The sequence below is a fragment of the Haloterrigena turkmenica DSM 5511 genome (genome assembly GCF_000025325.1).
Classification (GTDB): Archaea; Halobacteriota; Halobacteria; order Halobacteriales; family Natrialbaceae; genus Haloterrigena; species Haloterrigena turkmenica.
Window position 1 is genome coordinate 2,905,782 of record NC_013743.1, and the last position, 25,865, is coordinate 2,931,646.

At 66.2% G+C, this 25,865-nt stretch carries 30 protein-coding genes; 21 read left to right on the forward strand and 9 right to left on the reverse strand.

Annotated features, from left to right (window positions below; translation table 11 throughout):
• Nucleotides 1–83 precede the first annotated feature (83 nt).
• From HTUR_RS13990 to HTUR_RS14020, 7 genes are all read left to right on the forward strand, one after another.
• Nucleotides 84–743 (forward strand): HAD family hydrolase, encoded by a 660-nt coding sequence (locus HTUR_RS13990; RefSeq protein ID WP_012943971.1) that lies wholly within the window; start codon nt 84–86, stop codon nt 741–743.
• A gap of 73 nt (nt 744–816) precedes the next feature.
• Nucleotides 817–1,953 (forward strand): CobD/CbiB family cobalamin biosynthesis protein, encoded by a 1,137-nt coding sequence (locus HTUR_RS13995; protein ID WP_012943972.1) that lies wholly within the window; start codon nt 817–819, stop codon nt 1,951–1,953.
• Complete coding sequence (gene cobS, locus HTUR_RS14000; protein ID WP_012943973.1) at nt 1,950–2,711, forward strand: adenosylcobinamide-GDP ribazoletransferase; 762 nt, start codon at nt 1,950–1,952, stop codon at nt 2,709–2,711. Before HTUR_RS13995 ends, cobS begins: the two co-directional genes overlap by 4 nt.
• Entirely contained in the window at nt 2,711–3,319 is a 609-nt protein-coding gene (locus HTUR_RS14005) for a GTP--adenosylcobinamide-phosphate guanylyl transferase (RefSeq protein ID WP_012943974.1), read from the forward strand. Before cobS ends, HTUR_RS14005 begins: the two co-directional genes overlap by 1 nt.
• 1 nt (nt 3,320) lies before the next feature.
• On the forward strand, nt 3,321–4,370 hold the full coding sequence (gene cobT, locus HTUR_RS14010; protein WP_012943975.1) for a nicotinate mononucleotide-dependent phosphoribosyltransferase CobT: 1,050 nt from the start codon (nt 3,321–3,323) through the stop codon (nt 4,368–4,370).
• Nucleotides 4,360–5,457, forward strand: coding sequence for a pyridoxal phosphate-dependent aminotransferase (locus HTUR_RS14015; RefSeq protein ID WP_012943976.1), 1,098 nt, complete (start codon nt 4,360–4,362; stop codon nt 5,455–5,457). Before cobT ends, HTUR_RS14015 begins: the two co-directional genes overlap by 11 nt.
• Nucleotides 5,454–6,221, forward strand: coding sequence for an adenosylcobinamide amidohydrolase (locus HTUR_RS14020; protein WP_012943977.1), 768 nt, complete (start codon nt 5,454–5,456; stop codon nt 6,219–6,221). The genes HTUR_RS14015 and HTUR_RS14020 overlap by 4 nt, the downstream gene beginning before the upstream one ends.
• Before the next feature lie 416 nt (nt 6,222–6,637).
• Here the strand turns inward: HTUR_RS14020 and HTUR_RS14025 are convergent, their stop codons facing one another.
• Nucleotides 6,638–7,360: a ZIP family metal transporter gene (locus HTUR_RS14025; protein WP_012943978.1), complete on the reverse strand. Its 723-nt coding sequence runs from the start codon at nt 7,358–7,360 to the stop codon at nt 6,638–6,640.
• 299 nt (nt 7,361–7,659) lie between these two features.
• Here HTUR_RS14025 and HTUR_RS14030 point away from each other — a divergent pair, with 299 nt between their 5' ends.
• The 3 genes from HTUR_RS14030 to HTUR_RS14040 all read left to right on the forward strand — a co-directional run bounded on the left by HTUR_RS14030 (nt 7,660) and on the right by HTUR_RS14040 (nt 9,829).
• Complete coding sequence (locus HTUR_RS14030) at nt 7,660–8,082, forward strand: hypothetical protein (RefSeq protein WP_012943979.1); 423 nt, start codon at nt 7,660–7,662, stop codon at nt 8,080–8,082.
• 132 nt (nt 8,083–8,214) lie between these two features.
• Nucleotides 8,215–8,427, forward strand: a complete 213-nt coding sequence (locus HTUR_RS14035) for a hypothetical protein (RefSeq protein ID WP_012943980.1) — start codon at nt 8,215–8,217, stop codon at nt 8,425–8,427.
• Nucleotides 8,428–8,812: 385 nt separating this feature from the next.
• Nucleotides 8,813–9,829 (forward strand): amidohydrolase family protein, encoded by a 1,017-nt coding sequence (locus HTUR_RS14040; protein ID WP_012943981.1) that lies wholly within the window; start codon nt 8,813–8,815, stop codon nt 9,827–9,829.
• Between the two features lie 38 nt (nt 9,830–9,867).
• Here HTUR_RS14040 and HTUR_RS14045 read toward each other — a convergent pair whose 3' ends face one another.
• Nucleotides 9,868–10,116 carry a hypothetical protein gene (locus HTUR_RS14045; RefSeq protein WP_049941904.1) on the reverse strand — a complete coding sequence of 83 codons (249 nt, stop codon included), beginning with the start codon at nt 10,114–10,116 and terminating at the stop codon, nt 9,868–9,870.
• Between the two features lie 177 nt (nt 10,117–10,293).
• Here HTUR_RS14045 and HTUR_RS14050 point away from each other — a divergent pair, with 177 nt between their 5' ends.
• The 6 genes from HTUR_RS14050 (at nt 10,294) to HTUR_RS14075 (ending at nt 14,884) form a co-directional block, all read left to right on the forward strand.
• The gene (locus tag HTUR_RS14050) at nt 10,294–11,085 is read left to right on the forward strand and encodes a fumarylacetoacetate hydrolase family protein (RefSeq protein ID WP_012943983.1); all 792 of its coding nucleotides are present in this window, start codon (nt 10,294–10,296) and stop codon (nt 11,083–11,085) included.
• A gap of 240 nt (nt 11,086–11,325) precedes the next feature.
• Nucleotides 11,326–12,651, forward strand: coding sequence for a YncE family protein (locus tag HTUR_RS14055; RefSeq protein WP_049941905.1), 1,326 nt, complete (start codon nt 11,326–11,328; stop codon nt 12,649–12,651).
• Between the two features lie 53 nt (nt 12,652–12,704).
• Nucleotides 12,705–13,217, forward strand: a complete 513-nt coding sequence (locus HTUR_RS14060; protein ID WP_012943985.1) for a hypothetical protein — start codon at nt 12,705–12,707, stop codon at nt 13,215–13,217.
• 99 nt (nt 13,218–13,316) lie between these two features.
• A complete protein-coding gene (locus tag HTUR_RS14065) occupies nt 13,317–13,625 on the forward strand; it encodes a translation initiation factor eIF-1A (RefSeq protein WP_081443466.1) in 309 nt (102 codons plus the stop codon).
• A 223-nt stretch (nt 13,626–13,848) separates the two neighbouring features.
• On the forward strand, nt 13,849–14,343 hold the full coding sequence (locus tag HTUR_RS14070) for an Lrp/AsnC family transcriptional regulator (RefSeq protein WP_012943986.1): 495 nt from the start codon (nt 13,849–13,851) through the stop codon (nt 14,341–14,343).
• Nucleotides 14,344–14,518: 175 nt separating this feature from the next.
• Nucleotides 14,519–14,884, forward strand: coding sequence for a DUF7344 domain-containing protein (locus tag HTUR_RS14075; protein WP_148225339.1), 366 nt, complete (start codon nt 14,519–14,521; stop codon nt 14,882–14,884).
• A gap of 495 nt (nt 14,885–15,379) precedes the next feature.
• Here the strand turns inward: HTUR_RS14075 and HTUR_RS14080 are convergent, their stop codons facing one another.
• Together HTUR_RS14080 and HTUR_RS14085 are read right to left on the reverse strand one after the other, a co-directional pair.
• Complete coding sequence (locus tag HTUR_RS14080) at nt 15,380–15,577, reverse strand: cold-shock protein (RefSeq protein WP_012943987.1); 198 nt, start codon at nt 15,575–15,577, stop codon at nt 15,380–15,382.
• Between the two features lie 90 nt (nt 15,578–15,667).
• Nucleotides 15,668–16,330, reverse strand: coding sequence for a hypothetical protein (locus HTUR_RS14085; protein ID WP_012943988.1), 663 nt, complete (start codon nt 16,328–16,330; stop codon nt 15,668–15,670).
• 306 nt (nt 16,331–16,636) lie between these two features.
• Here HTUR_RS14085 and HTUR_RS28650 point away from each other — a divergent pair, with 306 nt between their 5' ends.
• The 3 genes from HTUR_RS28650 to rqcH all read left to right on the forward strand — a co-directional run bounded on the left by HTUR_RS28650 (nt 16,637) and on the right by rqcH (nt 20,232).
• Nucleotides 16,637–16,762, forward strand: a complete 126-nt coding sequence (locus tag HTUR_RS28650) for a helix-turn-helix domain-containing protein (protein ID WP_394298173.1) — start codon at nt 16,637–16,639, stop codon at nt 16,760–16,762.
• A gap of 293 nt (nt 16,763–17,055) precedes the next feature.
• Nucleotides 17,056–17,907: an RNA-guided endonuclease InsQ/TnpB family protein gene (locus tag HTUR_RS14090; protein WP_394298174.1), complete on the forward strand. Its 852-nt coding sequence runs from the start codon at nt 17,056–17,058 to the stop codon at nt 17,905–17,907.
• Nucleotides 17,908–18,060: 153 nt separating this feature from the next.
• Nucleotides 18,061–20,232 carry a ribosome rescue protein RqcH gene (gene rqcH / locus HTUR_RS14095; protein ID WP_012943989.1) on the forward strand — a complete coding sequence of 724 codons (2,172 nt, stop codon included), beginning with the start codon at nt 18,061–18,063 and terminating at the stop codon, nt 20,230–20,232.
• A 7-nt stretch (nt 20,233–20,239) separates the two neighbouring features.
• On the opposite strand, the gene HTUR_RS14100 is transcribed toward rqcH, so the two are convergent.
• The 3 genes from HTUR_RS14100 to HTUR_RS14110 form a co-directional block, all read right to left on the reverse strand.
• The gene (locus HTUR_RS14100) at nt 20,240–20,524 is read right to left on the reverse strand and encodes a DUF6360 family protein (protein ID WP_012943990.1); all 285 of its coding nucleotides are present in this window, start codon (nt 20,522–20,524) and stop codon (nt 20,240–20,242) included.
• A gap of 183 nt (nt 20,525–20,707) precedes the next feature.
• The gene (locus HTUR_RS14105) at nt 20,708–22,486 is read right to left on the reverse strand and encodes a nitrite/sulfite reductase (protein ID WP_012943991.1); all 1,779 of its coding nucleotides are present in this window, start codon (nt 22,484–22,486) and stop codon (nt 20,708–20,710) included.
• Nucleotides 22,487–22,548: 62 nt separating this feature from the next.
• Nucleotides 22,549–22,905 carry a hypothetical protein gene (locus HTUR_RS14110; protein WP_012943992.1) on the reverse strand — a complete coding sequence of 119 codons (357 nt, stop codon included), beginning with the start codon at nt 22,903–22,905 and terminating at the stop codon, nt 22,549–22,551.
• 249 nt (nt 22,906–23,154) lie between these two features.
• Here HTUR_RS14110 and HTUR_RS14115 point away from each other — a divergent pair, with 249 nt between their 5' ends.
• Entirely contained in the window at nt 23,155–23,448 is a 294-nt protein-coding gene (locus HTUR_RS14115) for a hypothetical protein (RefSeq protein ID WP_049941908.1), read from the forward strand.
• 132 nt (nt 23,449–23,580) lie between these two features.
• Nucleotides 23,581–23,922, forward strand: a complete 342-nt coding sequence (locus tag HTUR_RS14120) for a CBS domain-containing protein (RefSeq protein ID WP_049941751.1) — start codon at nt 23,581–23,583, stop codon at nt 23,920–23,922.
• A gap of 24 nt (nt 23,923–23,946) precedes the next feature.
• Here the strand turns inward: HTUR_RS14120 and HTUR_RS14125 are convergent, their stop codons facing one another.
• Together HTUR_RS14125 and HTUR_RS14130 are read right to left on the reverse strand one after the other, a co-directional pair.
• Nucleotides 23,947–24,477 carry a hypothetical protein gene (locus HTUR_RS14125; protein ID WP_012943995.1) on the reverse strand — a complete coding sequence of 177 codons (531 nt, stop codon included), beginning with the start codon at nt 24,475–24,477 and terminating at the stop codon, nt 23,947–23,949.
• A gap of 121 nt (nt 24,478–24,598) precedes the next feature.
• Nucleotides 24,599–25,846 carry a DUF418 domain-containing protein gene (locus HTUR_RS14130; protein WP_012943996.1) on the reverse strand — a complete coding sequence of 416 codons (1,248 nt, stop codon included), beginning with the start codon at nt 25,844–25,846 and terminating at the stop codon, nt 24,599–24,601.
• Between the last annotated feature and the right edge of the window lie 19 nt (nt 25,847–25,865).

Sequence of the window (25,865 nt, forward strand, 5' to 3'; positions counted from 1 at the left end):
GCCGTAGGCGTTACAAATCTTTTCCACGATCGTCCGTTCTCCCGATCGCGAAATTAAAGTCAATTTGTGCTAGTTACACATTCGTGGGAGTATCGTTCGACCTCTTCGGAACGCTCGTGACCGCCGAGAGACCGTCCGACCCGGCCGCAGCCGTGGCCGAGGAACTCGCGGACCGCGACGTCGCGGTCCCCGACGACTGGAGCGAGGCCTACGCCGAGGCCCACGTCGACGCCCCCGAGGGCGCCGAGGTACCGCTGCCGGCTCACGTCTCGCGCGCGCTCGCGAGCCGCGACGTCAGCTACGAGCGCAACGCGGCCCGGCGAGCGGTCGTCGCGGCGTTCGACCCGACGGTCGAGACCAGACCGGGCGCCGTCGAAGCCGTCGCGGCCGCCCGAGAACGGGGACCCGTCGCGATCTGTTCGAACTGCAGCGTCCCCGAACTGGTCGGTCGCACCCTCGTCCGCTCGGCCTTCGAGCGCGACGACTTCGACGCGATCGTGACCAGCGTCGGCTGTGGCTGGCGCAAGCCCGCGCCCCAGATCTTCGAACTGACCGCCGATCGGCTCGGCGTCGATCCCGTCGACCTCGTCCACGTCGGCGACGATTCCCGGGCCGACGGCGGCGTCGAGGCCGTCGGCGGAACGGCGCTGTTACTCGAGGACTGTCCGCTCGAGTCGATCCCGGATCGTCTGTCGACCCTCGAGGAGTCGCGGGAATCCCGCGGAGAGTCACGGGAATCATGACCTCGCGGCGGGACGACGCGAGTGCGAACGGAACACAGGCTCGCACTTGCGATCGAGGCCCGGAGGGACGACCGTGCTACTGACGACGATCGCGCTGTTCGGGCTGGCCTTCAGCCTCGACCTGCTGGTCGGCGAGCCGCCGAACGCGCTCCACCCGGTGGCGTGGTTCGGCCGACTGGTCGGCGCGCTCGACCGAGAGTGGGCCGCCACCGAGCGCGGCCAGCGACTGGCCGGCGTCGGGATCGCGGTGCTCGCGCCGCTGTGTCCCACGGTCGCCGCGGGCGGCGCCGTTGCGCTGGCCGGCGCCCTGTCACCGCTCGCCGGGGCCGTCGTCGCCGGCGTCGTCCTCTTTCTGACGACCAGCCTGCGCTCGCTGCTCGAGTTGACCCGGGCGGTCGTCGACGCCACTGCGGCCGCTGCAACTGCGACGGCGACCGCCGGAACGGACGGTACAGATGCCCGTGCCGAGGCCGGAGCCGACGACGGCCTCGAGGCGGCCCGCGAGCGGGTTCGGGGGCTCGTCGGTCGCGACACGTCGACGCTCTCGGCGGCCGAGATCCGCAGCGCGGCGGTCGAGAGCGTCGGCGAGAATCTCGCGGACGGACTGGTCGCGACGCTCCTCCCCTTCGCCCTCCTCGCGCCGCTGTCGCTGCCGGCCGCCGCGGCCGCCGCGGCGTGGGTCAAGGGTGTCAACACGCTCGACTCGATGCTCGGCTACCCCGCGAAGCCACACGGCACCGCGAGCGCGCGACTCGACGACCTCGTGATGTGGCTCCCCGCGCGGCTGGCCGCGGTCACCATCGCCGTCGCCGGGGCCGATCCGCTCGCGCTCGGGCGTGCGAGGAAGTGGGCTCGAGACCCGCCGTCGCCAAACTCCGGGTGGCCGATGGCTACCCTCGCCTGCGTCCTCTCGGTCCGACTCCGGAAGATGGGCGTCTACGACCTGAATCCCGGGGCCGACCTGCCGACGGTCGCGGACGGCGAGCGAGCCGTCACCGTCGTCGGCCGGGCGGCCGTCGTCGCCCTCGTCGTCGCCGTGCTGCTCGCGGCGGGCGTGACGGCGGTCGCGCCGTCCGGAGGCGGACAACCGGTCCCGACGGATCCGACGGTCGGCGTCGGCGTCGCGCTCGGCGCGGAAGCAGGGGCCCTAACCAACGCGCTCGCCGCGTCGATGGCGACGCTGCCGGGACTCGAGGTGATACCCACGTGATCGGGGGCGGAATCGCTGCCGTCCGCGGTGCGCTGGGGTTCCTGACGCGGCTGCCGGTCGGCTACCGCGACGGCGACTGGGCGGCGTTTCGCTCGAGTCCGGCGACGTTCCCGGTCGTCGGTTACATCGCGGGCGCGCTGGCCGCCGTTCCCCTGCTCGCGACCGAGACACTCCCGGCGCCGACCATCGCGCTGGGCTACCTGCTGGCCGTCTACGCCGTGCTCGGGATCCACCACCTCGACGGGGTCGCGGATCTGGGCGACGCGCTCGTTGTCCACGGCGACCGCGAGCGCCGCCGGGAGGTCCTGAAGGACACGACGACCGGCGTCGGCGCGCTGCTTGCGGTTGCCCTCGTCGTCGCCGCGCTGGCGATGGGAGGGCTTGCCCTCGCAGGACTCTCTCCCCGCCGCGCGATCGGCGTCGCGGTCGCCGCCGAAGTCGGGACGAAGCTGGGCATGGCCGCGATGGCCTGTTTCGGGACGGCGAGCGACGAGGGGATGGGACGACAGTTCACGACGGCGTCCGGTCCTCGCTCGTTCGTCGCACCCGCCCTGATCGCCCTGCCGGCCGCCGCGCTGACGTGGCCGTACCCGGCCGCGGCGGTCGCCCTCGGCGGCGCCCTCGCGGGGATCGGGCTCCCCTGGTACTGGGCGACGCGCCACCTCGGGGGCATCAACGGCGACATCTTCGGCGCGGCCAACGAGATCGGTCGCGTCGCCGGCGTCCATCTGGGGGTGATCGCGTGGACGCTGTCGTGATGTGTGGCGGGAAGGGGACTCGGCTCGAGAGCCCCCGCGAGAAACCGCTGCACCCGATTGACGGGGTCGCGATGGTCGACCGCGTGCTCGACGGGCTCGAGGAGAGTCGCGTCGACGCCGTGTACGCCGCCGTCTCGCCGAACGCTCCCGAGACGCGAACCCACCTCGAGGCGATCGACGGCGTCACGACGATCGAGACGGCCGGCGACGGCTACGTGGCCGACCTGATGGCTCTACTCGAGCGATCCGATATCGAGCCGCCGATCCTCACCGTCGCGGCCGACGTTCCGCTGCTTGCGGGCGCTGCGGTCGATCGGGTACTCGCGGCCCACGGCGACGCCACCGACGGCGACGGAAGCGCCGCTCCGTCGCTTACCGTCGCCGTCCCCGTCGCGCTCAAGCGCCGGCTCGGCGTCAGCGTCGACGCGACGCTCGAGTCGGACGACCACCTCGCGCCGACCGGGGTCAACGTAGTCGGCGATTCCGACGAATCCATGTCCATGACCCACGTGAGCTACGATCCACGACTCGCGATCAACGTGAACCGACGCGAAGACGCCCGTATCGCTGCCGCACGACTGTCCGCGGCGTCCACGGAGGACCGCTGAGATGCGCGTGATCCTCCCCGCCGGGACGACCGAGACGGCACTGATCGACGGCATCAGCGCCGCCGGGGCCGCCCCGGAGCTGATGGAACACACCCCATCCGCGGACGTCGAAATCCTCGAGTACGGGAGGCCGACGACGACCCCCGTCACGCCGGTGAGCCCGAACGGCTGTCCGACGCCGGCCGCGGTGACCCGGGCCGTCCGAGAGGTCGTCGGCTTCGATACGACCGTGGTCGACGCCGGCCTCGCCCAGCCGACGGGCGCGCCGACGGTCGACCTCGGGATCGAACCCGGCGCCGACGTCCGCGCAGCCGAGGCCGTTCCCGGCGCGGACGCGATCTTCGACCGCGCCCGCTCGTTCGGTTCGAGCCTCCCCGACGACCTCCTGATCGGCGAGACCGTGCCGGGCGGCACGACGACCGCGCTGGGCGTGCTCACCGCGCTGGGCGAACCGACCGGCGTCTCGTCCTCGCTCCCGCAGAACCCGATCGAGCGCAAACGGCGGGTCGTCGACGAGGCCCTCGCTGCGAGCGACCTCGTGGCCGGCGACTGCGAGGACGATCCGCTCGCGGCCATCCGCGCCGTCGGCGACCCGGTTCAGGCGACGGTGGCCGGTATCGCGGCCGGCGCGCTCGAGTCGGGCACCGACGTGACGCTGGCCGGCGGCACCCAGATGGTGGCCGTCGCGACGGCCCTGCGCCACGCCGACGTCGACGAGCCGCTGTCGATCGCGACGACCTCGTTCGTCGAAGACGAGCAGGGCGACCGGCTCGGCGAGGCCTGCTACCGGCTGAACTGCGAACTGACCGTCACGGATCCCGGCTTCGACGCGCGCGATCACGTCGCTATGGACCGCTACTGCGCCGGCGAGGCCAAGGAGGGCGTCGCGATGGGCGGTGCGCTCTCGCTGGTCCCCGACGGCCGGATGGACGACGTGCTCGATCGACTCGAGGCGATCTGCGACCGGCTCGGTATCGACGCCGACGGGGGACCGGGCTCGGATCCGGAGGCGGAGACGAACCCGGAGACGGAGGGTGACAGTGGACCCTGACGCGGTACGCACCGGAGCGCGCGTGCCCCACGGCGGTGAGACCGACCGGAACGTCCTCGATTTCTCGGCGAATACCAACCCGTACGCGCCTGACGGCGTCGGGGAGGTCTACGCGGACGCCCTCGAGGACTCCCGTCGCTATCCGGACGATGAGTATCCCGAGTTCCGGGCCGCCGCGGGAGAGTTCGTCGACTGTGCTCCCGATCGGGTGATTCCGACGCCCGGCGGACTGGCCGCGATTCGGCTGGCGCTGGAGATAACCCTCGAGCCCGGCGACGAGGCGCTGGTCCCGTTCCCGAGTTTCGGCGAGTACGCGCGCGAAGTCCGCCTGCAGGGGGCCTCGCCGCGGTTCGTTCCGCACGACGAGATCCTGGCGGCAGACGATGACGCGCTCGAGGACTGCGCGCTGGCGATCGTCTGCACCCCGAACAATCCGACGGGCGACGCGGCCGATCCCGACGCGCTGGCCGACTTCGCGGCTCGCTGCGAGGCCGCCGGAACGACGCTGCTAGTCGACGAGGCCTTTCTGGGGTTTACCGACCTGCCGTCGGCCGCCCGCCTCGAGTCCGCGGACGTGATCGTCGCCCGCTCGCTGACCAAACTGTTCGGTTTGCCGGGGCTGCGGGCCGGGTTCGCGGTCGCGACGGGCGAACGGCGCGAGGCCCTCGAGACGGCCCGGCGCGCCTGGTCGCTGGGCACGCCGGCGGCTCGAGTGGGCGCGTACTGCCTTCGACAGGACGCGTTCGTGCGTGAGACGCGAGAGCGGGTCGCCAGCGAGCGCGAGCGAATGCGCGAGGCGCTCGCCTCGCGGTTCAACGTCCGGTCGTCGGACGCGCCCTACCTGCTGTGTGACGTCGGCGAGCGAGACGTCGACAGCGTGATCGCCGCGGCCCGCGCGGACGGCGTCGCGATCCGCGACGCGCGGACCTTCCGCGACCTCGACTCGCACGTCCGCGTCGCCGTCAAGGACCGCGAGGCGAACGATCGGCTGCTCGCGGCCCTCGGCGTCGCCGACGGACCGGGATCCGACAACTCGAGTGGCGAGCGCGAGACCACCGACGCCGAGGATGACCGCCGCCGGAGATGACCGCGACTGATCCCGCGTACGAGGCCGTGCGTCGAGACGGCGTCCTCCGGGTGGCTCGCCCGGGGACGGTGTGGCTCTCGACCGGATGGAACGGCGGCCGCCGAACCGCCGACTGCGCCTACAACGTCTCCGTCCCTGACGGCTGGGAACGGACTGATCTCGCAGCGTACGTCGACGAGCGCCTCGAGCGCGCGGGATTCGACGCCGACGGGCCGACCCTGCTGACCGGCGTCGAGCAGGTCGACGCTCGCGGCGCGCGATGGGGCTCCGTGACCGCCTACGCGACCGCCGGGGTCTCGAACCCGGCCGCGCTGCCGATGGATCCGGAGAGCGACTCGGACTCGAGTACCGTCGAGCCCGACTCGACGACCGGGGATGGCGACACGACACCGGGCCGGGGCACCGTCAATATCGTCGTCGGCACGACGCGGGCGCTCGCCCCCGGCGCGCTGGCGAACTTGATCGCCGTCGCCGCGGAGGCCAAAGCCGCGACGCTGCTCGCCGAGACCGGCGTTCCGGGCACCACGACGGACGCCGTCGTCGTCGGCCACGATCCGTCCGGCGAGCGGGCCGAATTCTCCGGCAGCGGCACCGACATCGGAGGGGCGACTCGAGCCTGCGTTCGCGAGGCCGTCCGTGCGTCGCTGCGGTCCCACTACGCGGACCGCGACGAGGACCCGCCCGAATCGGTCGCGGACGCAACCTACGGCGTCTCGACGGATGTCCGGGCCGAGGTGGTTCGGCCGTCGCTCGAGGACCGATAGCCGATTCTCGAGCGATACCGTCTCTCGCACTCCTTCGGACGTGGTCCGTCCCAGTGGACCGTTGCTCGAGACGATCCCCCCTTCTACTACAGACCGACGAACCGATAGACCGACGAACCGCTCGCTCTGGTGCGCGCCGGACCGTGGCGAACGACGCGTGAGCCACGCTCCGAAGCGCGCGAGACCGAAGGTCTCGCCTCCCATGCGGACGGGCCGTACGAGAGGGGTTCACCGCCTCGAATTCACGACGCGCAGCGGTCGAGAATCGCTTCGCGATTCTCGAGCCCATCAGAAGTGCATCGCCCTTCTGAGGACGCCGCGCACGGCTCGTGAGCAGACGCAGCGAGTGACGTCTGGAAGACGCAAAGCGTCTCCTCGAATACGGTGTATCCGATCTTTCGACTCTCAGCAGTCCCTCAGTGTAGCATGTCGAGGAGGAAGATGAGGAGAAATCCGACGAAGAACAACGTCGTCGACGTCGGCGTTTCCGGTACCTTCTGAGCTTTGACGAGGAGTTCCTCGGTCACCAGATAGAGGAGGGCGGCAGACCCGAACGCGAGCACGAGCGCGATCGGAGCGCCCGTAACGCCGTCGAACAGGAGGACGCCAGCGGTCACTCCGCTCAACAGTAGAATCCCGAACCCAGCGGGGACGGCCAGTTTCTTCGGCGTGCTCGTCTCCTCCGGGAGCGCGATGACGCCGGTCACGCCGAGAAAGAGGACCTCGATCGCGAGCGCCACTGCGATGAGAACTCCCGTGGCCGCCTCCGCCAAGAACGCCACGCCGATCAGAACGCCGTCGATCAGCATGTCGATACTCACGGTGATCAGCAGACCAGCGGCACCCGCCATCTTTCCGCCGATGCCCCGCTTTTCGACGTACTTGCTGAGTCGATGGATGCCGAGCATGGTGGCGACACCGATCGCGAATCCAACGACGACCACGGTCGGAGCCCGCGTATGGACGTCCGGGAGGAGTTCGGCGGCGACAGCGGCGAACACGACGCCGGCCGCGAAGTGCTGGACGTTACTCTCCATTTGCGGTCCCGGCGTACGGTAGACAGCCGCGAGTCCTCCGACGAGCGCGGCGACGACCGCCAACATCGTGTACGAAAGCGCCTGAACCAGGGTACCAGCCATCTGACTACCACTTGCGTCTCGATACAGTTGAATGCTATTTCCACGACACCTGGAGATACCGTATCCGATACCAGAAACGGAACTCAGCACCGTAGAGCGATTCTGATACGTCGTCGGTCTTCTCGTCGGCGGAATCGAAATCAGACGCCTACGTAATTCGAGGCGATAGCGTGGCGCTCGGTTCGCGTTGAGTGAGCGAGTCAGCTGAGACGTACCAGACGACCCTCGAGCCCGTTTCGAAACCACTGAGTCCGGCCCAATATACACCTTTTACCCGTCTCGAGTCCAACGAACGGCCAATGGTGGGGGACAATGAGGACGATCCGACAGCGATCCAGTCGATCGCGCTGTCAGCCGAAGACGTGGCCAACGCCTACGCGTACACGCAGGAGAACCCTGGTGCAGCCGTGCTCCGGGTGACACCGCCGTTCCACGGCCGGATGCGGGCGCGAATCCACGTCTACCGGCGCGACGACACCGAACTGACCGGAGCCGTCCACGTCCCGCCCGAGGACGTCATCGCGGACGACGTCGTCGCCGACTACCCCGACCTCGAGGCCCGACTCGAGGACGCGCCGTCGGACGAAACCGACGAAATCCGCAAGCGTCACGCCGACGCCGTCGAGGAGTGGCAGGCGCGGGTCCGCGAGGCGATCGTCGACGCGGTCGCGATCGACACCGACGCGGGACCGCACCGCGTCGACGTCAAGCGACTCGGCTAAGTCGGCGAACTGCGCCATTACGTCGTCTCGAGGGACGATTTCCGAATTTCGACGTTACACCGCCGCTGTCCTGTACTTTCACTTTCACTCCGGGTGGATCGGTTTAACGTACACTCCGTCTCATCGATACGTATGGTGCTGATCGTCGACCGAACCGATGACCGACCCGAGCCGATCAACAAACAGGAGGGTACCACGCTGGACGCCGATCCCCAGCGGCGTCGCATCGACGTCACCGATCTCCACGCCGCCGGCATCGAGGAGTTCGTCGAATCGAGTGTCGACACCGACGACGTCTCGCTCGAGCACCGCCTCGATCGAACGTACCTCGTCATCGAGGAGTAACGTCGGTAGCTGAATTCGCACACGCACACGCTCCGTCGGCGTCCCTGTCAGACGCCGACGGTTCCCCTGTCACGCGCTCCGCCGGAACGCCTGTCACGTTTCGGCGGAACCCGTCACACGCTACGAGAACTCGAGATTGGGATTGCGATCGGGATTGGGGCCGATAGACTAACGGGGCCGGATTCGGGACCCACGCGGCGAGGGTCTCGGGACGCGCGTCCGGCTCGCCGACGAACAGTTCCATATCCGGTCGGTTTTTCGCCGCATCAATACCGGCATCAATCGCGTCCGTCTCGGCCGCCTCGAGACGAACTGCCGCCGCGACCGGTCGGCCGGCTGATCGGTCCCCCGTACCGTTTTTGTCCGGATCGTGGGAGAAGGTCGCATGACTCGAGCGCGAGCGAGCGGACAGGAGCGATCGACGACGAGCGCGTCCCGGCGGTGCGTGCTCTCGAGGGCGGGCGCCGGACTCCTCGGCGCCGCCGGCGCGGGGACGAGTGCGACGGCCGGGACGGAGCCGAGCGTGCAATCGAGCCAGGAGGGAGCCGTCACCGACCAGCCGCTGTTCGACGCGCACACCCACCTGATCCCCGCGGAGACCCTCGACAGGGAGCCCCTGCACGCGGACGACCTGGTGTCGTGGATGGACGCGGTCGGGATCGACCGCGCGGTCGTGCTGGCGCTCGATTCGCCCGAGAGCTATCCGGTTCAGGCGCCGAGCTGGTGGATCCTCGAGCAGGTCGCCGCCTACCCCGACCGGCTCGTCCCCTTCTGTACGGTCGATCCGCGGACGCTGGTCTACGAGGAGGACTTCTCGGCCGTCACGAACCTGCTCGAGCGCTACGTCGAGCGGGGCGCGCGGGGCTTCGGCGAACTGAAGGCCGGGTTGCCGGTCGACGACGCCCGACACGAGCGGCTGTACGAACTGTGTGCCGACCACGGACTTCCGGTGGTCCTCCACCTCGACGACAAGGCGATGCTCGACGCGGTCGGCCTGCCGCGCTTCGAGGACGTGCTGGCGTCGTTCCCCGACGTCGATTTCGTCGGCCACGCCCACGGTTGGTGGGCCCACATCTCCGCGGACGTCGTGGAGTCGGACATGGGTCGGTATCCGGACCGGCCGGTCGAACCCGGCGGCCGAGTCCCGGAGCTCCTCGCCAGGTACGACAACGTTTACGGCGATATTTCGGGCCTCTCCGGCTGGACCGGGCTGACTCGGGATCCCGAATACGGGCAGGCGTTCCTCGAGACCCATCACGACCAGCTCCTCTTCGGGACGGACTACCTCTACCCGGGCCACGAGACCGCGCAGCTCGGACTGTTCGATCGGTTCGATCTCCCGGCCGAGGCGTGGGCGAACGTTCGCTACCGGAACCTCGAGGGACTGCTGGACGAGGGATGAACGCTCGAGCGCCCGGCGATCGTCCGGAAGTCGCTCACTTAGAACCGCTGGAGCCGAACTTCGTTACCGGTAATATCGTCGATGTGGTCCTCGTCGAGTCGGAACCGCTCCATGCCGTCGGCGACGTCCCGGTCGCGGTGGAGGCGTGACTTGATCGAGTCGCTCATCTCCGCCCCGGGTTCGACGTACGCGACCCCCGCACCGACCTCGTCGATGACGCCGATCTCCTTGCCGTTCGTGTTGACGACTCGTTTCCCTTCCTCGTCGACGGTGAGGTTAGCGCACATATCCATCCGTTTCCGAGGGATCGGGGTATACGTCGGCCCTCCATGTGCCTGTGTCCGGGCCTCGAGCGTCGTAGGGTGGTACCACCCCTCGAGTCAGTCCGTGAATCGCTCGTACGGTTCCGAACGGCGGACGACGGAATCGACACCACTACCCTTCCGGAACCGCGACGAGCGGTAATGAAACTCGCGCGGATCGCGACCGACGACGGACCGGTCGCCGGACGGTACGAAGACGGCGTTCTCCACGCCGACGACGGCGCTTACGACGTCGGCGTCGATCCCGATTTCCTGTCGCCCTGTGACCCCTCGGCGCTGTACCGCATCGACGGCGACCTCGCGGCCACCGACGACCAGTCGACCCGGGAACGCGTAGACGCATTCGACTTCGTCGCCGAGCCCCCGGCACCGCTGGTCGGCCACCGGACGCCCGTTCCGGCTCCCGACGTCGCCGACGAACTCGTCGCCGGCAAACTCGTGGCCGTCGGCGAACTCGCGGCCGTCATCGACGAGCGCTGTCGGAACGTCTCCGAAGACGAGGTTCCGGACGTCGTCCGCGGATACACGATCCGAAACGACCTCGTCGCGGTCGACTCGAACGGTCACACCGCCCGGGACGCGTTCGACGGCTCTGGCTCGCTTGGCCCGTGGATCGAAACCGCGGTCGACCCGATCGGCGTCGGCATGCGGTTCGACGTCTCCGGCGAGCGTCGCCGGGAGGCGACCGTCGAATCGCTGCCGTTCGCCCCCGCCGAGATCGTCTCGTCGCTCTCCCGCCGGGTCACCCTCCGTTCCGGCGACGTCGTCTCGCTCGGCAGCCCCGCGGCTCCCGGATCGGTCGAAGCCGGCGGCGCCGTCGAGACCACCTACGAGGGCGTCGGGACGCTCCGAAACGCGGTCGTCGACGCGGACGGCGAGCGCGGACGCGAGCGAGCGAACGAGGGGAAGCGACGCGGCGTCGGGCTCCACTGAGGCGTTGGCTCGACGGCGGGGCCGACCGCGTTCGATAACGGAGGTGTCGGAAGCGTCGAAAGGGACCGGCATCGAGTGACTGCCGCCGCGACCGCCGACCGTTTCGGTTGTCGGTCGTGTAACGACGGCGTCAGACCGGCATTCCCTTTTTTGCTCCCCGAGCCCGTCTCTCCGGTAGCGAAGCGACGGTTCGAACCGGCGGAGACTCGCCGCTCGTTCGAGCCCCTTCAGTACATCAGTATGGATTCGCCTGAAGACTCACTGACGCCGGACGGCGGCCGCCCGCGCTCGAGTCCTCCGAACCAGCGAGATCCGTTCGCCGAGGGGATCGACCGCCGACGGCTCATGCGGTCGTCGGCCGCCGCCGGTGCCGGTGCGACCGCCGCACTGGCCGGCTGTGTCGGCGGGAGCGACGGCGATGACCAGCGCGCCCCCACGGTCTACGCGTTCAACAACGGCGACCGAACGGTCACCGTCATCGACGCCGAGACCGACGAGGCGCTCGAGACCGCACACGTCGACACCACCGCGTCGTTCCCGGCCAACCAGTACGGGACCGGCGCGGATTCGACGTACGATACCCTCTGGCTCAATGTCAACGGCGGTGTGAAAGCCCTCGACGCCCACACGCTCGAGGCGGTCGCCCGCGTCGAGACCGGGTTCGAGCCGAGCTATCCGAATCTGACGCCGAACGAGGAGCACCTGCTGGTGGCCGCGGGCGGAACGACGACGCTCGATCCCGATCCCGACGACCCCGATGACCACGTGATCGTTCGGATCGACGCCGACCGCGACAGCGATACCTTCGGCGAGGTGACCGGCGAGATCCGGACCGGCCACACCGGCCCGTGTGACGTGACGCTCGAGCCGTCGGGCGAGTACGCGTACGTCCCCGAGATCGCCGACGAGACGCTCAGGGTCGTCGGCGTCGAGCCGTTCGAGACCGCGGCCGAGATCGACGTCGGCGATCCCGTCGGTGACGGGAACGTCCTGTCGTTCATGGCCACGGCCTCGTTCGCCGGCGACCTGCTGCTGGTCGAAAACGGCGAGGGGACGCTCGGCCCCGACCCGGCGGTGCCGCGAGAGGGATCCGAGAGCATTTGGGACATCTCGACGCCGGACGATCCCGCGGAACTCGAGCGGATCACGCGGGACGACGGCCTCCCGGCGGCGCCGATCACCAGCGAGATCGATCCGGACGGCGAGGCGGGCTATCTCTTTACACCCGAAGCGGACAGCGTGACCGTCCTCGCCCTCGAGGACGGGACGATCGACGGGGAGCTCGACGTCGGCGGGAGCGCAATCTCGGGCGCCTGGGGTCCGCGCCGAGAGAAGCTGTACGTTCCCGTTCAGACGGCCAACCACGTCGCCGTCATCGACCGCGCCGAGCGTGACGTCGTCGCGACGGTCGACACCGGCGAATCACCGACCGGAGCCGTCGGCGGCACGGTTCGGCCGGAGACGAGTACGAGCCGTCGACTGCGGGGCTCGCTCGCCGCGCTCGGCCTCGAGTTCGGCGAGCGGGAGGCGACGTACTGCCCGGACGATAACTGTTACTGCGGCTGACGTCCGACCGCCGAGGAGAAAGGCACTTCTGCCGGCGTCCCCTGCGCTCGGACGTGAGTGCCGACGTCACGCGACGCGTCGAGGTCTACCCCGACCGCGAGGTCGTCGTCGAGTTCGATCCGGAGCTTACCTTCGAGTGCGTCGAGGACTGCACCTGGTGTTGTCACCACGGCGTGCTCCTCTACGACAAGGATCTCCTCGAGTTGGCCCAGCGGGCCAACCTCGCCGAGACGACGACGGACTTCCGCGGCGAGAAGTTCGTCACTCGCGAGGAGAAGGGTCGGGACGACCACGTCGACGACGACGGCTGCGCCTGCGCCTTCCTCCGGGACGACGGCCTCTGTACCCTCCACTTGGAGGAGGACTGGAAACCAACTCGGTGTTCGGTCTTCCCGCTGGCCGTCTTCCTCGAGGACGGCGACCTCCACGTCGACATCCGCGACTCGGCCCACGAGCACTGCGAGGGGCTGAACGTCAGCGAGCGGAAGGTCATCGAGAACCTCGAGGCGTTCCTTCCGGAACTGCTGTGGGAACTCGAGAACCCGGATTCGGATCGAGAACTGTAGCCCGCCGGTCGCCGAGCACGACTGTCGAACAGAGCGTATGTCGACTGCGCGTACTGTCAGTATCGAGCCAGGTGTTACCACGGCTCTCCAATCCTTTAAATGTCTCCCGCACGTAGTAGGGTTGTGACAGAAGAATCCGGGCGCCGGAACCTCCGTATGCCCAACAACGATGAAGTATTCGCCGTCGTGACTGAACATCTCGGTGGCAACCACGTGCAACTGCGCTGTGCCGACGGCGAGGAGCGCCTCGGCCGCATCCCCGGTCGGATGAAGTACCGCACGTGGATCGAACAAGACGACATCGTCGTCGCCGAACCCTGGGACTGGCAGGACGAGAAGGCGACGATCGAATGGCGCTACACCAGCCAAGACGCAGATCAACTGCGTCGCGAAGGCCACATCGATTGAACCTCGGTAACTCGAACTGACCGCATTTCTCGCCGACTGACATCGTCCTCGAGCGACGGCGTTCGCGTCGAGTACCTGTTACGGATAATAGTGAACAACTCCTCCTCTCCATTTGATAGATTCGTGACCACTATATGAGATGCCATTGTCGCTGTTGAGTCGGTACTACTGACGGTGCGACTCACGCCGTGAACCTATGAGTGTGGCTCTCGGAGAAGCAGGTATGGTGGAACTGGATAACGTGGATAGAGGTATCCTGCATGAACTCCAGCTCGATGCGCGGAATCGGACGGCTCAAGAGATCGCCGATAAAGTCGATGTGTCTGCCAGTACTGTACGGAATCGAATCGCGGAACTCGAAGCAGACGGGATTATCGAAGGCTATCACCCGAAACTCGACTACGAGAGGGCGAGTCTCCCACTCCAGGTCCTATTCGTCTGTTCAGCACCGCCGACGGAACGGTCAGAGATAGTCGAACAAATACTCGACATCCGTGGGGTTGTGGACGTTCGGGAAACATTGACCGGCCGTCGTAACCTGTACGTCGAGGCCGTCGGGACCGGTACCGCTGATACCGTCCGTATTACCGACGCAATGCACAACCTCGGCCTCTCGATCGAGAGTTCAGAAATCCTGCGCCAACGCCGGGTGCAGCCGTTCAACCATTTCTTCTTTACCGATCCGTACAGTGGGAAGGATAACGATCAGGATGAGTGACCACTTATCGTGGTCGCCCAGGGGGTGTGAAATCCACAATTACACTGGCTGTAGTTGGGGGAGCCACACCGGACGCTGTGGCAACCGCAAATGACAGGGCGAGAATCACGGGATATCGCATAGATTATATATTTGTCAGGCAACACTTATCCCTGCCACTGCACTCTAGGTAGACATGGCAAATCGAGTCTCGGAAACAGACGTGTCGGAGTTCGACGCGGGCGGCGATCAGCAAGACAAGCTCTTTGACGTACTGTCCAATCAACGCCGCCGAGTTCTGCTCTACTCACTACAGGCCAGTCAAATGCCAGTTTCCGTTGGGGAATTGGCAACGAAACTCGCAACGTGGGAAGCCCAACAACCACTCTCTGACCGCTCAGGTGACGATCGAACTACTATCGAAATATCTCTTGTTCACAATCACCTTCCGAAGATGGCCGAAGCAGCACTCATCAAATACGACGATACGGAACGAAGCGTTGCACTTGCGAATCAGACTGACGAGTTGTGGGCACATCTTCAGACGATGAGGAGCAGCTAACGCTGGATGCGATCAACTATGAACTCCATCGCCAAGTGGGCAGTGTCTGTTCGGAGGAAGTTCCAGCGACTCGAGGACGAAGGGGAACCGATAGACGATCCAGTGACAACGCAGCAATACGTTTCACGGTCGTCGTTGTTTCACTGCCCAGACTGTGAAACGGTCTACATCGCTATTGACAAAGGCAGTTGTTCGACCTGCGAGACAACCGTCAATCGAGTTCCAGCGCTGGCCGAGGCAGAATAGCGCTGTCCTGAACGGTACATCCACTCCCTCTACTGAACGCGGATTTTGAACCCTAACTGGGGTAATAAACCGTATCACCGACTACTGAGAGGAACCCACTCTCAGCTCTACTGATATGGATCTCGAGTCGGCGCTGGCCGATTCCGTATCGGTCGCGCTACCGAACGCACGGAGCGACGGCTCAGCACGTAACTCACGAAAAATCACAGCAACAGTCAGCGTCGCCCGCTGGCGACGAAGCCGTCGCGATCAGTTGTTGCGGACGACGTTCGTCGCGCGGGGGCCCTTGGGGGCCTGTTCGATGTCGAATTCGATCTCCTCGCCTTCCTCCAGGTCCGGGCCGCCGACGTCTTCCATGTGGAAGAAAACGTCCTCGTCCGCGTCCTCAGTCGAGATGAAACCGTAGCCGCCTGTGTCGTTGAAGAAATCAACGTTACCGTTTGCCATTACAAACAAATGTAGGGCCGATCCCCGGATAAGGGTTCCGAGAGTCGTGATACCACGACCGCCGTGACACTCATGGCACGCCGCTCTCGATCAGTTGATCGTGACCTCGAGTTCCAGGATTCCGAGGTGGGGCGGCGCGCCGCCGCCGGTCTGGCGCAACTCGGTGGCGCTCGAGCCGATGTAGTCGTAGAACTCCGAGGGGTTCTGGGGGATCACCGGCGTGCCGTCGTCGCGTTTGAGGTAGGCGGGGGCGTCCGTGCCCTCGATCCGGGCGACGCGTTCGTCCCAGTCGCTGCCCGAGTAACAGAAGACGCCGAAGGAGAACCGCCCCGCGGCCAGCGCGTCGTGTTTCGTCTGAAAGTGCGTCGCCTCCTCGGTCTTGTACTCCTCGTCGCTGACCCAAGCCAGGGCCGACACGCCCTCGGTCCGGAGCAGGTAGAGGTCCCAGCCGAGTTGGGCGTCGAAGACGGCCCACGCGTTTCGCGGCCCGACCGTGTCCACCTCGAGGCTAAAGGCCGGCCGGCCTCGCGAGGGCTCGTGGACGAACGTCGCGTCGTAGCCGGGGACGCGGATCCCCCGGTCGTGGTAGACGATCCCGTCGACGGGGATCTCTACGTCCAGATTGGCGATGATCTCCCGGACCGAGAACGCCCCCTCGTTCTCGAGGTGGTCGACGAACGTGGGGAACCGAGAGACGTCGTCCCACGGCCGGTCGTCGGGGTCGGGGCTCGAGTCGGGGCCCGGCTGACTCATCGGCGACCTCCGGCGGCGGGCCGGCACCCGCCTGGTGTTCCGGGTCGGTCGTCGCTGCGGTGCCGAACGGCTGCGGCGGTCGGGCGTCGGCCCCGACGGCTCGTGTCGACGCTGTCGGACATACGCGTACGGTGGGCCTCGGCGCGGATTAGCGTTGTGTTAAGGGTGCCAAGCCCCCGTCCTCAAGGATCAAACGGAGCGTAGCGGAGTGAGCGAGTAGGGCGGGGATACGGCACCCGCACGAATTATAAGCATCCTGACCACCAAAATTTAACATACCTCATAGAAAAACCAGCAGACACGCGTATGGACTACGGCGCACGGTTCCGGCTCTTACCCACCACCAGACAGCGAGAGTTACTGGGCTGGCAACGTAACACCGTGCGCCAAGTCTACAACCATGCACTCTACCGACTCGACCAACTCCCCTAACAAGACGACTAAACTGTCCGGCAACGCGTCTGGCAAGTCCGCGACGAACTCCCCGACTGGAAGCAGAAATGGTCGGAGTGGAGCAAGGTGTATTCCACCGTGCTGCAAGCCGCTGTGGAACGGATCTATCACAGCATCACCGGCCTCGCCCAACTCCGCAACAACGGACACAAAATCGGGGGGTTGAACTGGAAGAAACCACGAGAATTTCAGAGTTTCACGTCCGCCAACGCGGCTTCGAACTCGACGAAAAGAGTGGTCGCGATGGCCGTGGACGACTGATTCTCAAGAAGGTGCGTGGTGAAACAATCGACATTCCGATCCGATTGCACCGCGATCTTCCAGACGACGCCGAGGTCAAGCACGTCTCCGTCAAACAGGAATCCACCGGTACGTGGTACGCCTCGTTCGATGTCGAACAAGAGGAACCCGAGAAACCGGACATTGAGGACATCGATCCTGCGGACACAGTAGGCATTGATCTTGGTGTCCTAAACTTCATCTATGACTCGGACGGGCGGTCAGTTGACCGCCTCAACCTGACCGATGACCGTGAACAACTCGAACGCGAGCAACGGTCATTGTCGCGCAAGGAGTACGAGTCGAACAACTGGGAGAAGCAACGCCAGCGCGTTGCAGAAGTCCATATGGACATGCGGAACAAGAAGCGCGACTTCAAACACAAGCTTGCGCGTTTCTACACCTCGGAGTACGACGCCGTCTTCGTTGAAGACCTCAACATCAAAGGGATGCTCGAGGCTGATGGGAACGCACGGAACAAGGCAGATGTTGGGTGGCGCGACTTCATCCGTGTTCTCAAGCACCACGGTCGGAAGCACGGGTGTCACGTGGTGGAGGTTGAACCAGCGGGAACGACGAAGGAGTGCAGTCGGTGTGGTGTAGAGACAGAGAAGCCGCTGTGGGTCAGGGAGCATTCGTGCCCGTCGTGTGGTTTGGAGTTGGATCGGGATTGGAACGCGGCGTTGAACATCTTTTCTCGCGGTCTGGAGGAGCTAGGAGTGGTTCACTCCGAAGAAATGCCTGTGGAGACTGCGACCGCTGTGGACACTGTTTCTGTGTCTGCAAGTCGCGTCGTTGAAGCAGGAAGCCCCTGCCTCAAGGAAGCCGCGTCAGCGGCTGAGTAGGCAGGGGTAGGTCACGCTTTCCGACCGTCCTCGAGGGACGCCGGCGACCGGCGATCGTCCGCTCGCGTCGCGGAGTAGTCCCGACCCAGCGAGGGCGCGAGCCGACCGCGCCGGAGCGACACGCCTTTTTGACAGCGCCGGGCAGTTTGGAGTATGGATCCAAAGCGGGAGCTTACTAGCGTCGACCTCGCCGCCCTCGTTGGGGAACTCGGTGCCTACGAGGGAGCGAAGGTCGACAAGGCCTACCTCTACGGCGACGATCTCGTCCGGCTCAAGATGCGGGACTTCGATCGGGGCCGCGTCGAACTCCTCCTCGAGGTCGGCGAGACCAAGCGGGCCCACACGGTCGCCCCCGAGCGGGTGCCCGACGCGCCCGGCCGACCGCCGCAGTTCGCGATGATGCTCCGCAATCGACTCTCCGGGGCCGATTTCGCCGGCGTCGAACAGTACGAGTTCGACCGCATCCTCGAGTTCGTCTTCGAGCGCGAGGACGGCACCACGCGGATCATCGTCGAACTGTTCGGTCAGGGGAACGTCGCCGTCACCGACGGCGAGTACGAGGTGATCGACTGCCTCGAGACCGTCCGCCTCAAGTCCCGAACCGTCGTGCCGGGCTCGCGCTACGAGTTCCCCGACAGTCGGACGAACCCGCTGACGGTCTCCCGGGAGGCGTTCGACCGCGAGATGGAAGACTCCGACACGGACGTCGTCCGGACGCTGGCGACCCAGCTCAACTTCGGCGGCCTCTACGCCGAGGAGATCTGTACCCGCGCCGGCGTCGAGAAGGCGATGGACATCGCCGAGGCCGACGAGGACGTCTACGATCGGATCTACGGCGCCATCGAACGACTCGCGCTGGACCTGCGCAACGGGAACTTCGATCCGCGGCTGTACGTCGCGGACGACGACGGCGACGAAGACGAGAGCGAATCGGGCGACGAAAACGGCGACGACTCGAGTTCCGACCGGGTCGTCGACGCGACGCCGTTCCCGCTCGAAGAGCACGTCGAACTGGCCTCGGAGCCGTACGACTCCTTCCTCGCGGCGCTGGACGACTACTTCTACCGGCTCGAACTCGCCGACGACGAGGAGGAAACCGATCCGACCACGCAACGACCCGACTTCGAGGAGGAGATCGCCAAGTACGAGCGGATCATCGAGCAACAGCGGGGCGCGATCGAGGGGTTCGAGCAGGAGGCCGACGCCCTCCGCGAGCAGGCCGAACTGCTGTACGCCGAGTACGGGCTGGTCGACGACATCCTCTCGACGGTTCAGGAGGCCCGCGCCCAGGATCGACCCTGGGACGAGATCGAGGAGCGCTTCGCCGAAGGAGCAGACCGCGGCATCGCGGCCGCCGAAGCCGTCGTCAACGTCGACGGCAGCGAGGGGACCGTCACCGTCGAACTCGACGGCGAGCGCATCGACCTCGTGGCCAAGCAGGGCGTCGAACAGAACGCCGACCGCCTCTACACCGAGGCCAAGCGCGTCGGGGAGAAAAAGGAGGGCGCGCTGGCGGCCATCGAGGACACCCGCGAGGACCTCGGGGAAGCCAAGGCCCGCCGAGACCGGTGGGAGGAAGCGGACGCCGCCGACGAGGGCGAGGACGATGAGGACGACGAGGGCGAGGAGCGCGACTGGCTGTCGGAACCCTCCGTTCCGATCCGCGAGAACGAGCCGTGGTTCGACCGCTTCCGCTGGTTCCACACCAGCGACGGCTACCTCGTGATCGGGGGGCGCAACGCCGACCAGAACGAGGAGTTAGTGAAAAAGTACCTCGAGCCCGGCGACAAGGTCCTCCACACGCAGGCCCACGGCGGCCCCGTCACCGTGCTCAAGGCGACTGACCCCAGCGAGGCCTCCTCGTCGGACATCGAGTTACCCGACTCGAGCATCGAGGAGGCCGCGCAGTTCGCGGTCTCCTACTCGTCGGTCTGGAAGGACGGCCGCTACGCCGGCGACGTCTACGCCGTCGACTCCGATCAGGTCACCAAGACCCCCGAGAGCGGCGAGTACCTCGAGAAGGGCGGGTTCGCGATCCGCGGCGACCGCACCTACTACCGGGACACGCCGGTCGACGTCGCGGTCGGCATCCAGTGTGCGCCCTACACGCGCGTGATCGGCGGTCCGCCGTCGGCCATCGAGGGGCAGGCGGTGACGACGATCGAAATCGAGCCGGGACGGTACGCACAGGCCGACGCGGCCAAACGGCTCTACCGCCGGTTCCGCGAGCGCTTCGAGGACGAGTCGTTCGTCCGGAAGATCGCCAGTCCGGACCGCATCCAACACTTCATGCCGCCGGGCGGGAGTCGAATCAGCGAGGAGTGACTGTTCGCTATTCGTTGCTCGCGTCCTCGACGCGATCCGCGTGTTTCTCGAGGTCGGCTGCGAGCGTCCGCGCCTGATCGGGCGTCAACTCGAGCTCTTCCATATGCGCGGGGAGGTGCTCTTCGGTCATGTTGTCGAGTTCGAACTGCAACCGGACGCAGTCTGGGTTCTCCGTGTCGGTGGTCGCGTTCGCGACGGCGAACGCCTCGTTCTCGAAGTCCTGACCCTTTGCGACGGCGTCGACGAGGTCGAGCGTCGTGTAGGCGTTGACTTTCATCAGTCGATCGGTCATGTCTCCGGAGAGCCGTCGAGCGTACTTAGGCGACTCGACAGTCGAATAGGCAGTGTCCGTCGTCTTCCAGTGAGCGACTCGAGAACACCATCTCCGGTGGCTCACGTTATCGCGGGTTGGCATCAGACGAAAAAACCGCGGAACAGAAGAACGGTTTCGAAATCGAGGATCCGGATCGCGCAGTTAGTCGTCCGAGGTGATCGGCGTGCCGTCGGCCCGCGCGGGAGCGGGACTCGAGTCGAGGTCGTCGTCCTCGGCGTAGGGGTACCAGGTGCGCTTCGTGTTGTGCATGTACGGGTCGTCGTAGCTGGTCTCCTCGGGCTCGACGAGTTCGGCGAGCTCCTCGTCGTCGCGGTCGGCGACGAACTCCCGGAAGCTCTGTGCCTCGCTCTCGCGGGCCTCGGCGAAGTTCTCGAGCAGGTTCGCGATCGCGCCGGGGACCTCGTCGGCGGGGACGCGCTCGGTGACCCACGAGGCGAACTGGGGCTCCTCGCCGAGACCGCCCCCGAGGCCGATGTCGAGCGCCTCGACGGGTTCGCCGTTCTTGCGCGTCTTCATCCCGCGCAGGGAGACGTCGGCGATCTGGGGCTGGGCGCACGACGCGGTACAGCCGGAGAGGTGGATGTGGAAGTCCTCGACGCCCTCCGGAAGCTCGACGTTCGCTTTGAGCCAGCGGGCGAAGCGAACCTGCCGGTTCTTCGTCTCGACGATCGAGAGCGAACAGAACTCGGTGCCGGTACAGGCGATCGAACCGCGCTGGAACGGGTGGGGATTGGGACTGTACTCCTCGAGGACGGGCTCGGCGCGCAGGTCGTCCACGTTTGCCTCGTCCACGTCGGTGAGGATGATGTTCTGACGCTGGGTGAGTCGTACCTCGCCCGAGCCGTGTTCCTCTGCCGCGTCGGCGATCGCGTAGCCGTCGTCGACGCCGATTCGACCGACGAGGACGTTCAGTCCGACGTAGTAGTCGCCGCCAACCTGCTCGTGAACGCCGACGTGGTCGTGTTTGCCGTCGGCCTCGCCCGCGTTGTACGAGTACGACTCGCGGAGGTCCTCGCCCGCGGTCTCGAGCTCGAAGTCGACGTACTCCTCCTGCAGCGTTTCGCGGACCTTGTCGGGGCCCCACTCGTCGACGAGGAACTTGATGCGCGCGTTGTAGCGGTCCTCGCGGTCGCCGTGGTCGCGGAACAGCGCGGAGAGCCCGCCGGCGACCTCGACGGCCTGCTCGGGCGTTGCGAAGACGTCGATGTTGCGCGCGAAGCGCGGCTCGTTGCGCGAGAGACCGCCGCCGACGCGAACGTTGTAGCCCGTCACGCTCTCCCCGTCGATCTCCTTCTCGGCGGGCTCGAACGCGAGGTCGTTGATGTCGCCCTGTCCGCAGCCCTCGTCACAGCCGGTCACCGAGACCTTCCACTTCCGCGGCAGGTTCGAGTGCGCCTCGTTCTCTTTGAACGTGTCGTGAAGCTCGGTTGCGAGCCAGTCGGCGTCGACGTGCTCGTGTTTGTCCTTGCCGGCGACCGGACAGCCGACGATGTTTCGCCAGGAGTCACCACAGGCCTGGACCGTCGAGAGACCGACGTCCTCGAGTTGCTCGAAGATCTCGGGCACGTCCTCGAGGCGGATCCAGTGGAGCTGGATCGCTTGACGAGTCGTTACGTCGAGCCAGCCGTTGCCGAACTCGGGATTTTCGACGGGACCGCGGGAGAACTCGTCCGCGATTTCGACGATGCGTCGAAACTGGCCCGGTTCGAGGACGCCCCCCGGTGGACCGATTCGCATCATGAAATACGATTCCTGGCCGGCTCGCTGGTGGTACAGGCCGTACCACTTGAACCGCTCGAACCAGGCGTCGTGTTCGTCGTCGGGGATGGACTCCCATCCCTCCTCGGCGAAGAATTCGATCTGGTCGCGAATATCGGTTCCGTAGAGTTCGTCCTTCCACTGCTCGACATCACTTGCCATTGAATCCGTTATATACCGGGAACGTATAAGCCCCTCCGTCTGTCGTCAGTTCTCACCGGCGCTTATCGATCCCGGACATCTTTGTCGCTAGCGTCCGCTCCCGTCTCAGCGTCGGGCTCTACGAGCGACTGGACGCTCTCGGGATCGTACGGTTCGAACTCGCCGTCGATGACACGACCGATGGATAACCGATCGATCGAGTCTCGGGTGCCGCATTCGAGACACTGTCCGACGGCATCCGCGGTCACGATCGATCCGTCGACGCCGACGTCGGTGAACCCTTCTAAGAGGACGTATGCGGGTTCACAGTCACAAAATACGCCTCGAGAGAGGGTCCAGACGTCACTGACGCTCACCTGGCGGCTATCGTTGACGCTGATCCACGCGCCGTCGTCGAGCGTTCGCAGTGCGATCGTCATACAATCGATCGGGTCGCAACGGGTCTTCATCCGTCGGCTAGGGCAATGCTTACCGATTCGACGACGCTGGGCTGGGCGAAAATCACACGACAGCGGCCGATCCGACGGCGATTGTGCGGTCCGAGATAGGAGCGATTCTTTCTGTTATGCGGGAGACGGGTAGCGAGACGAGGCGAACGGGTGGTTCCCGACGGTTAGGCTGCACCTGCCGGGTACAGGCCTACACGGTCGACGATGGACGCCACGCCCATGGCCGATATCGATACCGATACCGAGTCCGACCTCGAGTTAGGGAAAGCATCGATCGTCTACGAGACCGCGACCGGCGACCTCGAGCGGGCGACCGTCGACAACGACCGCATCGCCTACTTTCAGGACCACTGGCTGTTCGCGTACGGCACCGACGAGGACGGCAACAACGTCGTTCGCCGCGTCCCGAAAGAGCGCGTCCGCTACGTCGAACGCTCTGTCGAAGAGATCGAGGAGACCTTCGAGTCCGGCATCGAGAAGGCGAAAGGGAAACTCGAGGAGATTCGGGACTGACGGCGGACGATCGCGGGCGTGACGGCGACGCCTGGAACGGCCCGTTAGTGACGACAGTGCGCAAGAGACATGGGGGACGTTATCGTATGTGGTCACATGTCACCTACAAATGGTACCCGCGTCGACGACGTGATGTCGACGCCGCTCGAGACGATTTCGAAGAACGCGACGATTCAGGAGGCCGCGACGACGATGCGCGACGAGGAGATCACCGCGTTAGTTGTCACGACCGATCCCCCGTCGATCATCACCAGCACCGATCTCGTCAACGCCGCCGCCGAGGGCCGCGATCCGACCGAGCTGCGGGTCAAAGACGTGATGACGGAGTCCGTCGAGACCGTGCCGCCGGACCTCTACCTCGAGGAGGTCGCCGCGATGATGACCGGACTCGGCATCGGTCACCTGCCGGTCGTGAAAAAAGACGATTACCTCGGCATGGTCTCCTCGACCGACGTCACCGCACAACTCTCCTGAGATCGGCGTTCGGCTCCGCCGGTGTCAGCCGTCGATCTCGCTGCCGTCCGCCGCTTCGTTCCGGTCGATTCGTTCGATCGTCTGCCGTTGACTCTCGTCGTAGGACGCCCCGAGGGCGACCAGGAACCCGATGATCGCGGTCACGACGGCGATACTGCCGACGGCGACGATCGCGATCGGGACGATGTCTCCCGGGAGGACCTGCGCCGAGGTCAACAGCGCGACGGCCGTCACGGCCGCGACTAGCGCGAGCAGTCGACCGAACCGACCCGTGTTCAGTCCGCGATCGGATTCGTCGGTACCGCCGTCGAACAGTTCGTTGAGGACGCCCGCGTACTCGCCGTCGCCCACCGCGTTTCCGAGCGAGTGGATCGAGTGAGCGACCCACAGTCCGGCCGTGAAGTTGAGCAGCGCGACGAACGAGACGAGTCCGACCTGACCGGCGAGGAACAGCCCCGCCAGTACCGCGTTGGCGAACGCGAGTACCATGAGCGCGTGGACCGCGACCGAGCGCGTACCGAAGTCTTCGAGGAGCGTGACGTGTGCGAGCTTCATGGTACTTATTAGCACCCTATGGGGATACCGCTGCGCCCTAACAGTGAAACACTGATCGCACCGATAGACGGACGATCGCCATTGCCGTTTTCGCGGCCGCTACGCCCGCCGTAGGCGGTTCTCAGTCGTCAGTTCTCGATCGACCGTCGTCGGCACCCGAGTCGCGTCGGCCGTTCAGAAGCGGCTGGCGTTCCCCGTAGGTGAGCGCTCGCCAGAGCCACTCGAGCGGCCCGAACCGGAAGTACCGCAGCCAGAGGACCGACAGCGGAATCTGGATCGCCCAGATGGCCAGGACGACACCGAGGGCCTCGACTCGAGTCACCCGGCCGAACAGCCCGAGGCCGTGGCCGTAGAAGATCGACGTGGCGAGGACGGTCTGCAGGATGTAGTTGGTGAAGGCGGTCCGGCCGACGGCGGCCAGCGCCCGGGTCGCGAGTCCGGCGGGACGCCACCGGCAGAACAGCATCACGATCCCGATGTACGCGCCGGCGAGGGGGAGACTCCCCCAGTAGTTGAACTGCCGCCAGAACAGGGCCGCACCGGCCGCCCAGTCGTTGGCTTCGATGTACCAGACGCCAACGAGGATCGCGGGGAGTCCGCTCGCGGCCCCGACGAGGATCAGCCGGCGGTAGAACTGCGACGAGCGATCGTTCGTCAGAACGCCCCACTCGAACAGCGCCATTCCGAGCAGCATGGAGCCGGCGACCCGCCAGGCGCTGTAGCCGAAGAAGCCCGACGTCTGGCGCTGGAACGCGGTCGGAGCCCGGTGGTCGAACTGGGCGATCCAGCCGCTGCGGTAGGCCTCGATTTCGGACTGCAGAACCGATTCGGCCGGCCGCCACGAGTCCGCGATCGCGGCCGGATCCATGGTGAGCGCCGAGGCCACTTCGATGAACGACGGGATCGCCAGCAGGACGACGCCGAAGGTCGCTAGATCCCGCGGCGCGTGGTCCCGGAAGATGACGACGGCGATCGCACAGATCCCGTAGGCGACGAGGATGTCACCGTACCAGAGCAGGTAGGCGTGTGCGAGGCCGGCGACGACGAGCAACGCGGAGCGGCGGACGTGTAAGCCGACCGCGGATCGCCCGCGCCGCTCGGCGCTGCGGGTGAACAACACGACACCGCCACCGAACAGGAGCGTGAAGATCGTGAGGAACTTCTGCTGGGCGAAGACGTGGCCGGCGAGCCAGACCCAGTAGTTGGCCCCGGTCAGGTCGCCGTACGTCGTCGGATTCGTCAGCACCACCGACGGCATCGAGAACACCCGAACGTTGACCAGCAAGATCCCGAGGAGCGCGACTCCCCGCAGGACGTCGAGGCCGACGATACGATCCGACGGCGGCGTCGGCCCGGTCTCGGAGCTCATCGCTTACTCGTTCCGAGGC